We start from the raw sequence: 14,007 nt of genomic DNA on the forward strand, positions 1-14,007 counted from the left end.
GAAACCCAGCAAGTCTTACAGTGAAGACATCGTTTTGAGCTTCCCCGATGAAAAGTGCGGAGCGGACAGTCTAACCCCTTAAGGGGCGAAGACTTTTAGCGAAGGGTGAAAAGAGAAGATGGTTTTCTCCACTACAACTAGGAAGAAAATGATTCTTTTTTAATAGATAGGAATTTATAAAAGTTCCTATCTACATAAGTGCAACTAAGGCTTTGCCTACGCAATAGGCTTGGCAAAGCCAAGTTTTCTTACCATTTTTCATGGTGGGTATTCAGTTTTTCTTCCATATAAGGCTTGTAAAAACAGAGTGCCTCCCTTATACTGATTTAGTACCTGGTATTAAAAACAACTAGTAAGACAACGATAACCAAAGGGGGTGCCGGATATCGCTAGGTTAGCCAAAAAAGATCGCCAGCAACAGCTTGTCTCAAGTCTTGAACAAAATCCATTTGCTACTGATGAAGATCTGGCAGCGATGTTCGATGTAAGTATTCAAACGATCCGCCTTGATCGGTTGGAGCTTGGAATACCAGAATTACGTGAAAGAATTAAGCATGTTGCAGAAAAAAGCTTGGATCCAATCAAATCGCTAGGAATTGACGAGGTAATTGGCGAAATAATAGACTTACAGTTGGATGACTATGCTATTTCTGTTTTGGAAATAAAGGAAGAACATGTATTTACCCGCACGCAGATTGCTCGCGGACACTATATATTTGCTCAAGCTAATTCACTAGCGGTTGCTGTGATCGATGCGGACGTTGCTTTAACGGCTACAGCTCGCATTCGGTTTGTTCGCCCGGTTAAACAAGGTGAGAAACTGATTGCCAAAGCAGTGGTTCGTTCTACGAATGGGGACGAAAGCAAGGTGCGCGTCGAAACGAAAGTGCAAGGAGAAAAGGTGTTTACTGCTACATTCCGTGTCTTTCGCATCCGTCAGGAGCAGAATGAGGGCTTATAGTCATCTGAGAATTGTCATCAATAGCCGTGCGCTATAAGTAGGAGGGAACATCTTTGCGTATTTCACTAGACGCCATGGGGGGCGATCATGCACCCCGTACAGCTATTGAGGGAGCATTGGAAGCCATTGCTACCGAACCTAACTTGGAGATCGTTCTTGTGGGGGATGAAACTGCTATTCGTGAGTTTCTTCCAAATCCAGTACCAGCTAACATAGAGATTTTACATACAACAGAAGTGATTGCTACGGAAGAAGAACCGGTTAAGGCAGTTAGACGCAAAAAAGACTCATCGCTCGTAAAAGCGGTAGAACTAGCTAAGAAAGAAGAAGTAGATGCGGTTATTTCAGCAGGAAACACTGGTGCCTTAATGACGGCAGGTCTCCTTGTTGCTGGAAGAATGAAAGGGATAGAACGCCCTGCTTTAGCAACTATGATCCCAAAAATCCAGGGGGGCGTATCGCTTGTGCTAGACGTAGGCGCCAACATGGATGCCAAGCCTGCACACTTACAGCAATATGCAATCATGGGAAGTCTCTATATGGAAAAAGTGTTAGGTATCAGTAATCCTCGAGTTGGCTTGCTCAATGTAGGGGCAGAAGAAGCGAAGGGGAATGACCTAGCAAAAAGCACCTTTCCTTTATTAAAGGAAACTCCAGTTAATTTTATTGGGAACGTAGAAGCGCGTGATGTGCTAGATGATGCATGCGATGTACTTGTATGCGAAGGTTTTTCAGGTAATATTTTGCTGAAAAACACTGAAGGAACGGCAATGGCGATATTCAGTCAGCTAAAAAGAGAAATGACGTCCAGCTTCTTTAATAAAATTGGAGCTGCGATTTTAAAGTCGAGTCTAAAACGTTTCGCAAAGCGCCTGGATTATGCTGAGTACGGAGGAGCACCAATGTTAGGGCTGAAACGTCCCGTATTTAAGGCGCACGGATCTTCCGACGCGAAAGCATTTAAAAATGCATTGCTTGCCGCAGCACGTTTTTGCAAATCTGATGTGAATGAGTTAATTCAAAAAGAGCTACGGATTAGCGAAAGTGGAAAAGAGGAGAATTCATGAAGGGATTACGTTCAGTAGGAATTTTGTCTACAGGTTCTTATACACCTGAAAAGATACTGACCAATGCTGACTTAGAAAAAATGGTTGATACATCGGATGAATGGATTGTATCTCGTACTGGAATCAGGGAGCGTCGTATTGCAAGCGACGATCAAGCGTCTTCAGACTTGGCTTATGAAGCGGCAGTAAAAGCTCTTCAAAAGGCAAATATCAGTGCAGAACAACTGGACATGATTATAGTAGCGACAGTTACTCCGGATCATTCTTTCCCATCTACCGCCTGCATTTTACAAGATAAACTGGGAGCTTCTAAAGCGGCTGCTCTGGATGTTTCAGCTGCATGCACGGGATTCATCTATGGTATCACAATAGCAACTCAATTTATCGCAAATGGGTTGTACCGCTATGTGCTGGTAATTGGTGTAGAGGCCTTATCCAAAATAACTGACTATACCGACCGTAATACCTGCGTCTTATTTGGAGATGGAGCAGGGGCTGCATTACTTGGTCCTGTTGCATCTGACAAGGGATTTAAATCCTTTGATCTAGGTGCTGACGGATCAGGAGGAAAGTTGCTTTCCGTTGCTGCTGGTGGATCACGTAATCCGGCAACAGCTGAAACCCTTGAACAGAAAATGCACTACCTGAGCATGAGCGGAAAAGAAGTATTTAAGTTCGCCGTTCGAGTCATGAACAATGCAACGGAAACCGTTTTATCCCAAGCAGGGTATGAAAAAAATGATATTGATCTATTGGTTCCTCATCAAGCCAATCAGCGAATTATTGATTCCGCAGTAAAACGTTTTGGTTTGTCTGAAGATAAAGTAGTTGTTAATCTCGATCGTTATGGAAACATGTCTTCTGCATCTATTCCTGTTGCATTGGATGAAGCGGTTAACGAAGGAAGAGTGAAGGATGGCGACAAACTGGTTCTTGTTGGTTTCGGAGGCGGATTAACATGGGGTGCAGCTGTGTTAGTCTGGGGAACCGAGGAATATGTCGAATAGGAAGTAAGCTACCTTTTAGTGTGGAGGCTGAAAAATTACAATGAGTAAAATTGCTTTTGTTTTCCCAGGGCAAGGGTCTCAGTTTGTCGGTATGGGGCAAGAACTTTATCAACAATCTGAAGCGGCACGCGCAATTTTTGATCAGGCTGATGTAGTGCTGGGATTCTCTCTTTCGAAACTTTGCTTCGAAGGCCCGGAAGAGGAATTACGCCTTACAGCGAATACGCAGCCAGCTATTTTGACTACAAGTATAGCTGTTTTGGAAGCAATGCGTGAAAAAGGTGTACATCTTGTACCTGACTACGTAGCTGGTCACAGCTTAGGAGAATATTCTGCACTTGTTGCTTCAGGCTCTCTTTCATTTGCAGATGCAGTGCGAACCGTTCGTGCACGTGGTCAGTTTATGGAAGCAGCAGTACCAGCAGGGCAAGGAGCGATGTCTGCTGTTTTAAATATGGAGCGCGCTCAGTTGATTGCTATCTGTGAAGAAGTAACAAATCAGGGACATCCTGTACAACCAGCAAATATGAATTGTCCTGGTCAAATCGTCATCTCGGGAAGTGCGGAAGGTGTAAGGCTGGCTGGTGAATTAGCGAAGGAAGCAGGAGCAAAACGCGTTTTGCCGTTAAATGTAAGTGGACCGTTCCACTCCTCTCTCATGCAGCCTGCCGCAGATCAGCTGAAAAACGTTCTTCAGGAGATCGATGTGCAGTCAGCACAGATTCCAGTAGTAGCCAATGTGTCAGCCAGAGCTGTTACCGATGGGTCTGAAATCACGCAGAAGTTAGTAGAGCAGGTGGCTTCTCCAGTATTGTGGGAAGATTCCGTTGCCTGGATGGTTGAACAGGGCGTTACTACTTTTGTGGAGATAGGTCCAGGGAAGGTGCTAGCAGGTTTAATCAAAAAAATTGCTCCAAAGGAAACAACAATTCTGTCTGTGCAGGATATTGGTTCCATTGAGCAGTTGGTAGGAGGAGAATCATGCTAACAGGAAAAGTTGCTCTGGTAACAGGCGCCTCTCGCGGGATTGGAAAAGCGATTGCTCTAGAGCTTGCTAAAGCTGGAGCTAATATTGTCGTAAATTACTCAGGTAATGAGGCAAAAGCAGCCGAAACCGTTGAAGAGATTAAAGCATTAGGCAGAGATGCCATTATGATTCGTGCTAATGTTGGTACAGTAGACGAAGCAGAGGGCATGGTTAAAGAATCTATCGAGAAATTGGGTAAAATTGATATTCTCGTAAATAATGCAGGGATCACTCGCGATAATCTATTAATGCGTATGAAAGAGTCGGAATGGGACGAGGTCATTAACGTTAACTTAAAAGGCGTTTTTAACATGACAAAAGCAGTAACCCGTCCGATGATGAAACAGCGTAGTGGTAGCATTATAAATATTACCTCCGTGGTTGGTGTTCTTGGTAATGCAGGGCAAGCTAATTATGTGGCAGCCAAAGCTGGTGTAATTGGACTAACCAAGACAACTGCACGTGAGTTAGCTTCTCGCAATGTGAAGGTGAATGCCATAGCCCCAGGCTTTATTACCACAGATATGACGGAAATTCTGCCTGAAGAGGTAAAAGAAGGTCTATTAAGTCAAATTCCACAGAATCGTCTTGGTTCTGCGGAAGAGATTGCCAAGGTAGCATTGTTCCTTGCAACAGACGCTTCTAGTTATATGACAGGTCAAGTCTTGCATGTTGACGGTGGCATGTACATGTAAACTGGTTTTTGCTAGAAACATCTCGTATAATACCTTGAGAGGGGGTGAAGTTAGTGGCAGATACTTTTGACCGTGTAAAGAAAATCGTCATCGATCGTCTTGATGTTGAAGAAGATAAAGTAAAATTGGAAGCTTCTTTCAAAGAGGATCTGGGAGCTGATTCCCTTGATGTAGTTGAACTTGTTATGGAATTGGAAGATGAGTTCGACATGGAAATCTCTGATGAAGATGCTGAAAAAATCGCAACAGTGGGCGATGTAGTTACCTATATATCTTCCCACAAGTAAAGGTAGAAGGAGAGGTTCTGCTTAGCGGGACTTCTCCCTTTACACAATGACTGATTTTTTTGCACCTTACAACGTAGTAAAGGTAAGCAAGGAAGCGAAAGCTGATTGATATAGAGGTGAATGCATATGAGGCGCAGAGTAGTGATTACGGGTAGCGGGGTAATGACCCCTTTAGGTAATAAACCGGAACTCCTTTGGGAGAACCTGCTTGCGGGTAAATCTGGTGTAGGGCCCATTGAGTCATTTGATGCATCGGAATATTCAACACAGATCGCTGCTGAAGTAAAAGACTTTCATCCCGAAGAATATATGGATAAAAAAGAAGCACGTCGTACAGATCGTTTTGTACAATTTGGTTTGGCTGCAGCGAAGGAAGCTGTTAAGGATGCAAAGCTTTCCATTACAGATGAAAATGCAGAACAAATTGGAGTATACATAGGATCAGGAATTGGCGGACTTAGCACGTGGGAAGAACAGTATGCACTACTGATTGAAAAAGGACCACGTCGAGTAAGTCCTTTCTTTATCCCTATGTTAATTGCTAATATGGCTTCAGGATTAGCTTCTATTGAATTGGGAGCAAAAGGGCCTACATCTAGCGCGATTACAGCCTGTGCGACAGGAACCAATGCACTTGGAGATGCTTTCCGCCTCATTCAATACGGGCAAGCCGATGTAATGATTGCTGGAGGAGCGGAGGCAAGCATTCGTCCAATGGGCGTAGCTGGTTTCTGCTCGATGAAAGCAATGTCTACGAGAAATGATGAGCCTACCAGAGCGAGCCGTCCTTTTGATAGTGAACGTGACGGATTTGTAATGGGTGAGGGTGCAGGTGTCCTGGTTCTTGAAGAATTGGAACATGCAAAAGCACGTGGTGCAAACATCATCGCTGAGATTGTTGGATATGGAATGAGTGGAGATGCTCATCACATTACAGCACCACCTGAAGATGGTAACGGTGCACGCCGCTGTATGCAGGCAGCATTAAAAGATGCGGATATCAAGCCTGAACAAGTAGGCTATATCAATGCTCACGGTACGTCTACACCTGTAGGGGATATTGCTGAGACGAAAGCAATCAAGAACCTGTTTGGAGAACATGCTTATAAATTGTCTGTTAGCTCAACCAAGTCAATGACTGGTCATTTACTGGGTGCTACAGGTGCAATTGAAGCATTGGCAACTGCTTTTGCATTACGTGATCAAATTATGCCACCAACAATTAATTTGGAAAATCCAGATCCAGAATGTGATCTTGATTATGTACCGAATAAGGCGAAAAAGGCTGAGTTAGAGTATGCACTTTCCAATACATTTGGCTTTGGTGGGCATAACGCAACGTTATTATTGAAACGCTATACGGAGTAATCATGCACTTGGTAAGGGAAGGCGGTTAGAGTGGTGAACTTTAAAAAGCTGCAGGAAATGATCGGCATCACTTTTTCTGATGAAAACCTGCTACGGCAGGCATTCACCCATTCTTCCTATGTGAACGAGCAGAGAGGCAAGCGTATTTCAGATAATGAACGTTTGGAATTTCTGGGTGATGCGGTATTGGAATTAACCGTATCCCAGTTCTTGTTTAAGATGTTTCCCAAAATGAGTGAGGGAGAAATGACTAAATTACGTGCGGCGATTGTATGTGAACCGTCACTCGTTAAATTTGCGGAGATCCTTCAATTTGGAGACTTTGTACTCCTTGGGAAAGGTGAGGAGATGACGGGTGGAAGACAACGCCCGGCTCTTCTCGCCGATGTATTTGAGGCTTTTGTCGGTGCACTGTATCTAGATCAAGGCTTGGATGCTGTATTCCTATTTATGGAGAAGTACGTCTATCCACGAATTGATAAAGGTGATTTTACACAAGTAACCGATTTTAAAAGCCAATTGCAAGAGCTTGTTCAACAGGATAGCCTGGGAGATATCATTTATCGGATTGTACAGGAGCGCGGACCGGCCCATAATCGGGAGTTCGTCTCTGAGGTACTATTAAACAACAATCAGTTGGGGGTAGGAGCTGGCCGTTCCAAAAAGGAAGCGGAACAGCGGGCTGCTGCTCTGGCTTTGATAAAGTTGGGAGATAAATAACACGTACTTTTGTGATGTTACGATTGAAAAGTAGGTAAAAAGAGTCGCATCGAAATGGTGCGGCTTTTTTGCTGTCACTTTCAAACAGCTTGTCAACTCGCCCTACGATATTACGCCTATCTATGGTAAACTAGGAGAGTTATAAGCAATTTGGATACACATGGTATCAAGTAGGTTTTAGGGGAGATTAATCATGTATTTGAAACGGTTGGAACTAATCGGCTTCAAGTCGTTTGCAGATCGTACCGAGTTGGAGTTTGTGCCTGGGGTTACCGCAGTTGTGGGACCGAATGGAAGCGGAAAGAGCAATGTATCAGATGCAATCCGCTGGGTACTGGGTGAACAGAGCGCCAAATCGTTGCGTGGCTCTAAAATGGAAGATATCATTTTTGCCGGGAGCGATACGCGCAAACCGGTTAATTTCGCAGAGGTAGCATTGACGTTAGATAACTCCGATGGATCGCTGGATACTGATTATTCGGAGGTCACCGTAGCACGCAGAGTATACCGTTCAGGAGATAGTGAGTATTCGATAAACAGACGTTCCTGCAGGCTAAAGGATATTATGGAATTGTTCATGGATACCGGTGTCGGAAAAGAAGCGTATTCTATCATTGGACAAGGGCGTATCGAAGAGATATTAAGTACAAAATCTGAAGATCGTCGAGGGATATTTGAAGAAGCTGCAGGTATTGTGAAATATAAATCTCGGAAAAGAGAAGCGGAGAAAAAATTAGACGAAACCACGCAAAATCTGGTGCGTATTTATGATATTCGCTCCGAGGTGGAAGAACAGGTAGGACCGCTAAAAGAACAAGCGGAAACAGCAAAAACCTACAAGCTGTTACACGAACAGCTAACGAAGCACGAAATCTCCCTTTATGTACAGCAGATTGAAGAAACGCATACAAAGTGGGAAGAAACGAAAAAACTGGTTGCTGATTACCAGTTACAGCTAGCAGAAAAAATGAAGCATTCAGGTAGACGGGAAGCTGAGCTGGAGGATGCTCGTTTTAAAGTAGCACAGATTGATGAATCGATAGAAGAGCTGCAACAAGTGCTTTTGCATGTGAGTGAAGAAGCAGAGAAGGTAGAAGGACGAAGAGAGGTTCTCCGTGAACGTAAGCGAAATCTGGAATCAAACCGGAAACAAGCCATGGAGCTCATGCATCGCTTGACAGAGAAAAAGTATGCGGTTGAAGAAGAGCTAAAGGTTGAGGATAATCGCCGTGAAGCTTCGAGAGTGAAATTAAGGGAAGCTGAAAATCAACTAAAAAAATCTGAGACAGACTTTCAGGTCATGGTTCGTGGATTGACAGATGACTTGGAAAAGCTAAAGAGCGATTACTTCGAGAAGTTAAATGAAATGGCTCGTGTTCGAAATGACATTCGGCACGTCGAGCAGGTACGTGATACCAGTCATGCCAGAGTGGAACGGTTGAGAATGGACCGCGAACGTCTTACAAAAGAAGAATCGACCCACCAAAATACGGGGGCAGCACATGCAACCGATCTGGACAAGCTGGAGAAGAAGATTAACGATACACTAAACCGTTTTCGCCAATTGATAGGAGAAACAAAGGAACAACAAAAATTGTTGGAAGAAGCGGAACGGGAAATTAGGCAACTGGAACAGAAGAGAGAAGCAGCTCTCTCCAGATTGGAACTGGTAAAAGAAATGCAATCAGAATTTGCCGGATTCCAGCAGGGTGTAAAAGAAATCCTGCGAGCACGTGAAAAAGGTATGAAAGGTATTCATGGAGCTGTAGCCGAGCTCGTGACTGTACCTCGCAAAGTGGAAACTGCGGTTGAAGTAGCATTGGGTGGCGCGTTGCAAAACGTAGTAGTAGAGGATGAGGCAGCAGGTAGAGAAGCCATCGGTTACTTGAAAAAGCATAATCTCGGACGTGCAACCTTTTTACCTTTAACTGTAATTCGCTCTCGCTCTCTATCACAGGAAGATGAACGCCAGGTGAGAGGACAAGCAGGGGTTGTCGGGATTGCCAGTCAGTTGGTTGAATGTGAGCCCAAATATCAGTCAGTTGTGGAATCAATGCTAGGGAATGTCATCATTACGGAATCTCTAGAGATTGCGAACCGAGTAGCCAGAAGCTGTAACTATCGATATCGTGTCGTAACGTTAGAAGGTGACCTGGTAAATGCCGGCGGTTCGATGACAGGTGGTGCTCTCAAGAAGAACACAACCAATTTATTAGGACGCAACCGACAAGCTGAAGAGCTAGAAACGGTCCTAGCTGAAGTTAATCAGCAGATTAAAAGGAAGAAGATTGAGATTGTAGACCTGATGCAAAAAGCAAAGCAGTCAGAGGTTGAGCAAGAGACTTTGCGTGAGCAGGGAGAGGTCCTACGAGGCCGAGAAACTGAGCTAAAAGGTCTACTTCAACAAACGGAGCTCTCAGAAAAATCTTTGCGAGATCGAATGTTTGTTCTCGATCAAGATATTGAATCATACCAGAAGGAAATGACAGACGCTGAAAATAAACTGGTGGCCTGCAAGAAGCAGCTTACTCTATTAGAAGAAGAAGAGCATCTGCTTACAACAGCGATCTCTACTGCCGAAACAAGACGTCAGGTCCATGTGACTAGCAAGGAAGAGATGACTGAACAGATTACTTCCTTAAAGGTGCAAGTAGCGCAGTTTAAACAGGAGCACGCATCTCGACTGGAACAGGTGGAGCGTTTAATCGAGCAACGCAGCTCGCTTGTAAAAGAGTGGGAGGATGCGAATCAGTCCCTACAAGATTTAAATAGCCTCGATGACAATAATGACTCTTTCTTTGGCGAGTTAGATGGCAAGATTACTGAACTTCGTGAAGACAAGGATCGTGTAGCGAACCTGATTCAAGAAAGACGGAGTGACAGAGCTACTCTGTATACAACGCTTGAACATGTCGAGATAGAAGTAAAAGAACTTCGCAAACTGGTGAAAGCATTGGAAGAGAAATTGCACCAGGAAGAAGTAAAAGGAAATCGACATGAGGTGGAATTGGATCATTTGCTGAATAAGCTGGCTGAGGAATATGAGCTGAGTTTTGATCTTGCGAAGCAAAAGTACCCTCCACTTGGTGAGATTGCAGAACAACAGACGATTGTAAATCGACTAAAACGGGAGATTGCAGCGCTTGGCCCAGTTAATCTTGGCGCCATCGAGGAGTATGATCGCTTGCATGAACGGTTAGACTTTTTACGCAAACAGGAAGAAGACCTGGTGGAAGCGAAAGATATGTTGTACCAAGTTATTGGCGAAATGGATGCTGAGATGTCTCGCCGATTTGAGATTACATTTTCTGAGATCAGAGAGCAATTCCAGGATGTGTTCGTTCAATTATTCGGTGGGGGTCGAGCAGATTTGATCTTGTCCCAACCAGATAATCTGTTGGAGACAGGAATTGATATTGTAGCTCAACCGCTAGGGAAGAAGCTGCAAAATCTTGCCCTTCTCTCAGGTGGAGAACGTGCACTTACAGCAATGGCCCTTCTTTTTGCAATCCTGCGAGTAAAACCTGTTCCATTCTGTGTACTGGATGAGGTAGAGGCAGCGCTGGATGAAGCTAACGTGAATCGCTTTGCAGAATACATGCATCATTTTAGCAGCCAGACACAATTTATTTGCGTAACCCATAGAAAAGGAACTATGGAGAGTGCAGATGTATTATACGGAATTACCATGCAAGAAGGTGGAGTATCCAAGCTGGTTTCAGTTAAACTGGAAGATACGAAGAAATTGGTTGAATCCGCATCGTAATCGTAACTAGTAAGGGTAAACATGATCGTGACCAGCGTAGGCTGGCAAGGAGGAAAGTGTAGTGAGCTTTTTTAAGAAACTGCGTGAAACGATTGTAAAAAAATCAGAAGAGGTTACTCAGAAATTTACAGATGGTTTGTCCAAGACACGCGATCTCTTGGTCGAGAAGGTAGATGATCTGGTACGCCGCTACAAAAAGATCGACGAAGATTTTTTTGAAGAACTGGAAGAGATCCTGATCGCAGCAGACGTTGGTGTAAATACAGTAATGGAGCTAGTGGATGAGCTTCGCAGTGAGGTACGCAAGCGTAAAATTGAAAATGCATTAGATCTTCAGCCAGTACTTTCTGAAAAGCTGGTTGAGCTTTTGAAAAACAACGAAGATCAGAATTGCAAGCTTAATATAGAAGAAGGTCGTCTAAACATCATTCTGTTTGTAGGTGTAAACGGAGTTGGGAAGACTACGACGATCGGTAAAATGGCGCACATGTTTAAACAGGAAGGCAGAAAAGTGTTACTTGCAGCAGGGGATACGTTCCGTGCAGCAGCTATTGAACAGCTGGAAGTATGGGGTGATCGTGTCGGTGTTGATGTAGTGAAGCATCAGCAAGGTGCAGACCCCGCTGCCGTTATCTTTGATGCCGTGCAGGCTGCTAAATCACGCAAAGTAGATGTCTTATTGTGTGATACAGCTGGACGTTTGCAAAACAAAGTGAATTTGATGGAAGAACTGAATAAGGTCTTCCGTGTGTTGCAACGAGAAGTTCCGGACGCTCCACATGAAGTAATCCTGGTACTTGATGCTACTACCGGACAGAATGCGATGGCACAAGCAAAAGCATTTGGTAAATCAGCTGGAGTTACAGGGATTGTCCTTACGAAGTTAGATGGAACAGCAAAAGGTGGTATCGTAATTGCAATCCGCAATGAGCTTGATATTCCGGTGAAGTATGTGGGGCTAGGTGAAAAAATGGATGACTTACAGCCATTTGATCCAGAACAATTCGTTCACGCGTTATTTGCAGGGCTGATTGCCAAAGAATCAGAAGAAGCAGAAGAGGATTCAGAAGGTACTTCCCAGTCTGATTTCGAACAAAAATAAACAAAACGGTCATGACCGTTTTGTTGGACCGCAATCGGTCACATCCAATTTTATGATAAATGTCGAGACGTTTTTCACAGAAAAAAATCAATGTCAACAAAAACGCTTGACAGTAGGCGCAGGATTGTATAGTATATTACTTGGCTCTGTAAAGTAAAAAGACTTTACACAGTTGCAACCGATCTTACCGAAAAGGATTGGTTTCATGCTGGAAAAAACGAATCAAGTGAACCTCTTGTTTGATTTTTACGCTCCTCTGCTAAAAGGGAAGCAATGCGAATACCTTGAGCTTTATTACCTGGATGATCTGTCCTTAAGTGAAATTGCTGAAATGTACGAAGTTAGCAGGCAAGCGGTTTATGATCATATCAAACGTGCAGAAAAGCAGTTGAATGAGTATGATGGAAAACTGAGACTAACAAGGAAGCATGAACAGCGTCAAGAGTTAGTAAGGAAGATAACGGATCTGGTAGAAGCGACAGATGAGAGCAATATGAAAGAGGAAATGCTTACCTTGCTCCACCAACTGTCAGAGATGGATTAGGAGGGGCACATATGGCATTTGAAAGCTTGGCATCTAGACTGCAAAGCACCTTCGATAAGCTGCGTGGCAGAGGAAAGATCGACGAAGCAATTGTGAATGAAGCAATGCGTGAAGTGCGTCTCGCTCTTTTAGAAGCAGATGTTAACTTTAAAGTCGTTAAACAGTTTGTCGCACGCGTCAAGGAGCGGGCAGTTGGTCAAGACGTGCTAAAAAGCTTGACACCAGGGCAAATGGTTATCAAAGTGGTTAACGAAGAACTGACTGAGCTTATGGGAGGCAATGTCTCCAAGCTGGCAGTTTCCAACCGCCCACCGACCGTCATCATGATGGCAGGTCTTCAAGGGGCTGGTAAAACAACCACAACCGGTAAACTGGCCAAGCTATTACAAAAGCAGAACCGCAAGCCTTTGCTTGTTGCCTGCGATATATATCGCCCCGCTGCGATCAAACAGTTGCAGGTGTTAGGACAACAACTGAATGCTCCCGTATTTTCACTGGGTGATCAGGTAAGTCCTGTGGAGATTGCCAAACAGGCGATTCAACACGCGAAAGAAGAACATCTTGATTACGTGATTCTCGATACAGCAGGTCGTCTGCATATTGATGAAGCGCTGATGGAAGAGCTACAGCAGGTTCGTGAGGTTGCCAAACCGGATGAGATCTTGCTGGTAGTTGATGCCATGACAGGACAAGATGCCGTTAATGTAGCGGAGAGCTTTAATGAACAATTGGAGCTTACTGGTGTTATTCTCACCAAACTGGATGGGGATACGCGCGGTGGTGCTGCCCTTTCTGTTAAAGCCGTTACTGGCAAGCCAATCAAGTTCGCTGCGATGGGTGAAAAGCTGGATAGCTTGGAGCCATTCCATCCTGACCGGATGGCATCCCGTATTCTTGGTATGGGTGATGTTTTGAGCCTGATCGAAAAAGCGCAAGAAAACGTCGATATGGACAAAGCTAAAGAGATGGAACGCCAGATGCGTCAGGGAGAGTTCACGTTTGACATGTTCCTTGATTCCATGCAGCAGATGCGCCAGTTAGGTCCTTTAGAAGACCTGCTAGCCATGATGCCAGGCATGAACAAGATGAAGGGCATGAAAGACCTTAAGGTGGACGAAAAACAGCTTGCTCGTACGGAGGCTATCGTGAAATCGATGACTGCGGAAGAGAGAGCTAATCCTGATCTGATGAGTTCCAGCCGCAGGAAGCGTATCGCTTTAGGAAGCGGAACAACGATTCAGGAAGTAAATCGCTTCATCAAGCAGTTTGATGACATGAAAAAAATGATGAAGCAGTTTACAGGCATGACGGACAAGATGAAAAAGAAAAGCAAGAAAAAAGGCGGATTTCTTCCGTTTAAAGGGAAGCCCCCTGTTGATCCATTTGGAGGCATGGGCGGTGCTGACGGTAAAAAGAACGGCGGCATGAATTTCCCGTTTAACCCATTTAAATAGGTATATTGA

At 44.3% G+C, this 14,007-nt stretch carries 12 protein-coding genes; all 12 read left to right on the forward strand.

What is annotated here, in order from left to right:
- The first annotated feature begins 376 nt into the window (after positions 1 to 376).
- Positions 377 to 961 carry a transcription factor FapR gene (gene fapR, locus LM917_RS08070; RefSeq protein WP_232696990.1) on the forward strand — a complete coding sequence of 195 codons (585 nt, stop codon included), beginning with the start codon at positions 377 to 379 and terminating at the stop codon, positions 959 to 961.
- Positions 962 to 1,014: 53 nt separating this feature from the next.
- Positions 1,015 to 2,028, forward strand: coding sequence for a phosphate acyltransferase PlsX (gene plsX / locus LM917_RS08075; protein ID WP_232696991.1), 1,014 nt, complete (start codon positions 1,015 to 1,017; stop codon positions 2,026 to 2,028).
- Entirely contained in the window at positions 2,025 to 3,035 is a 1,011-nt protein-coding gene (locus LM917_RS08080) for a beta-ketoacyl-ACP synthase III (RefSeq protein ID WP_232696992.1), read from the forward strand. The genes plsX and LM917_RS08080 overlap by 4 nt, the downstream gene beginning before the upstream one ends.
- Before the next feature lie 40 nt (positions 3,036 to 3,075).
- A complete protein-coding gene (fabD, locus tag LM917_RS08085; protein WP_232696993.1) occupies positions 3,076 to 4,023 on the forward strand; it encodes an ACP S-malonyltransferase in 948 nt (315 codons plus the stop codon).
- Positions 4,017 to 4,757: a 3-oxoacyl-[acyl-carrier-protein] reductase gene (gene fabG, locus LM917_RS08090; RefSeq protein WP_232696994.1), complete on the forward strand. Its 741-nt coding sequence runs from the start codon at positions 4,017 to 4,019 to the stop codon at positions 4,755 to 4,757. Before fabD ends, fabG begins: the two co-directional genes overlap by 7 nt.
- Before the next feature lie 53 nt (positions 4,758 to 4,810).
- Positions 4,811 to 5,044, forward strand: a complete 234-nt coding sequence (gene acpP, locus LM917_RS08095; RefSeq protein WP_232696995.1) for an acyl carrier protein — start codon at positions 4,811 to 4,813, stop codon at positions 5,042 to 5,044.
- Positions 5,045 to 5,170: 126 nt separating this feature from the next.
- A complete protein-coding gene (fabF, locus tag LM917_RS08100; RefSeq protein WP_232696996.1) occupies positions 5,171 to 6,412 on the forward strand; it encodes a beta-ketoacyl-ACP synthase II in 1,242 nt (413 codons plus the stop codon).
- Positions 6,413 to 6,469: 57 nt separating this feature from the next.
- The gene (rnc, locus tag LM917_RS08105) at positions 6,470 to 7,132 is read left to right on the forward strand and encodes a ribonuclease III (protein ID WP_232697169.1); all 663 of its coding nucleotides are present in this window, start codon (positions 6,470 to 6,472) and stop codon (positions 7,130 to 7,132) included.
- A gap of 193 nt (positions 7,133 to 7,325) precedes the next feature.
- A complete protein-coding gene (smc, locus tag LM917_RS08110; protein WP_232696997.1) occupies positions 7,326 to 10,898 on the forward strand; it encodes a chromosome segregation protein SMC in 3,573 nt (1,190 codons plus the stop codon).
- 61 nt (positions 10,899 to 10,959) lie between these two features.
- Positions 10,960 to 12,000, forward strand: coding sequence for a signal recognition particle-docking protein FtsY (ftsY, locus tag LM917_RS08115; protein ID WP_232696998.1), 1,041 nt, complete (start codon positions 10,960 to 10,962; stop codon positions 11,998 to 12,000).
- 205 nt (positions 12,001 to 12,205) lie between these two features.
- On the forward strand, positions 12,206 to 12,544 hold the full coding sequence (locus LM917_RS08120; RefSeq protein WP_232696999.1) for a putative DNA-binding protein: 339 nt from the start codon (positions 12,206 to 12,208) through the stop codon (positions 12,542 to 12,544).
- An 11-nt stretch (positions 12,545 to 12,555) separates the two neighbouring features.
- Complete coding sequence (ffh, locus tag LM917_RS08125) at positions 12,556 to 13,998, forward strand: signal recognition particle protein (protein ID WP_232697000.1); 1,443 nt, start codon at positions 12,556 to 12,558, stop codon at positions 13,996 to 13,998.
- The last annotated feature ends 9 nt before the right edge of the window (positions 13,999 to 14,007 follow it).

The organism is Brevibacillus daliensis (assembly GCF_021245735.1).
Classification (GTDB): domain Bacteria; phylum Bacillota; class Bacilli; order Brevibacillales; family Brevibacillaceae; genus Brevibacillus_B; species Brevibacillus_B daliensis.

Bases quoted from the DNA above. Each gene is read 5' to 3' on its own strand.
- LM917_RS08120 (WP_232696999.1), top strand. From the start codon at position 12,206: ATGCTGGAAAAAACGAATCAAGTGAACCTCTTGTTTGATTTTTACGCT.
- rnc (WP_232697169.1), top strand. From the start codon at position 6,470: ATGATCGGCATCACTTTTTCTGATGAAAACCTGCTACGGCAGGCATTC.
- fabG (WP_232696994.1), top strand. From the start codon at position 4,017: ATGCTAACAGGAAAAGTTGCTCTGGTAACAGGCGCCTCTCGCGGGATT.
- smc (WP_232696997.1), top strand. From the start codon at position 7,326: ATGTATTTGAAACGGTTGGAACTAATCGGCTTCAAGTCGTTTGCAGAT.
- LM917_RS08080 (WP_232696992.1), top strand. From the start codon at position 2,025: ATGAAGGGATTACGTTCAGTAGGAATTTTGTCTACAGGTTCTTATACA.
- fabD (WP_232696993.1), top strand. From the start codon at position 3,076: ATGAGTAAAATTGCTTTTGTTTTCCCAGGGCAAGGGTCTCAGTTTGTC.
- fabF (WP_232696996.1), top strand. From the start codon at position 5,171: ATGAGGCGCAGAGTAGTGATTACGGGTAGCGGGGTAATGACCCCTTTA.
- ffh (WP_232697000.1), top strand. From the start codon at position 12,556: ATGGCATTTGAAAGCTTGGCATCTAGACTGCAAAGCACCTTCGATAAG.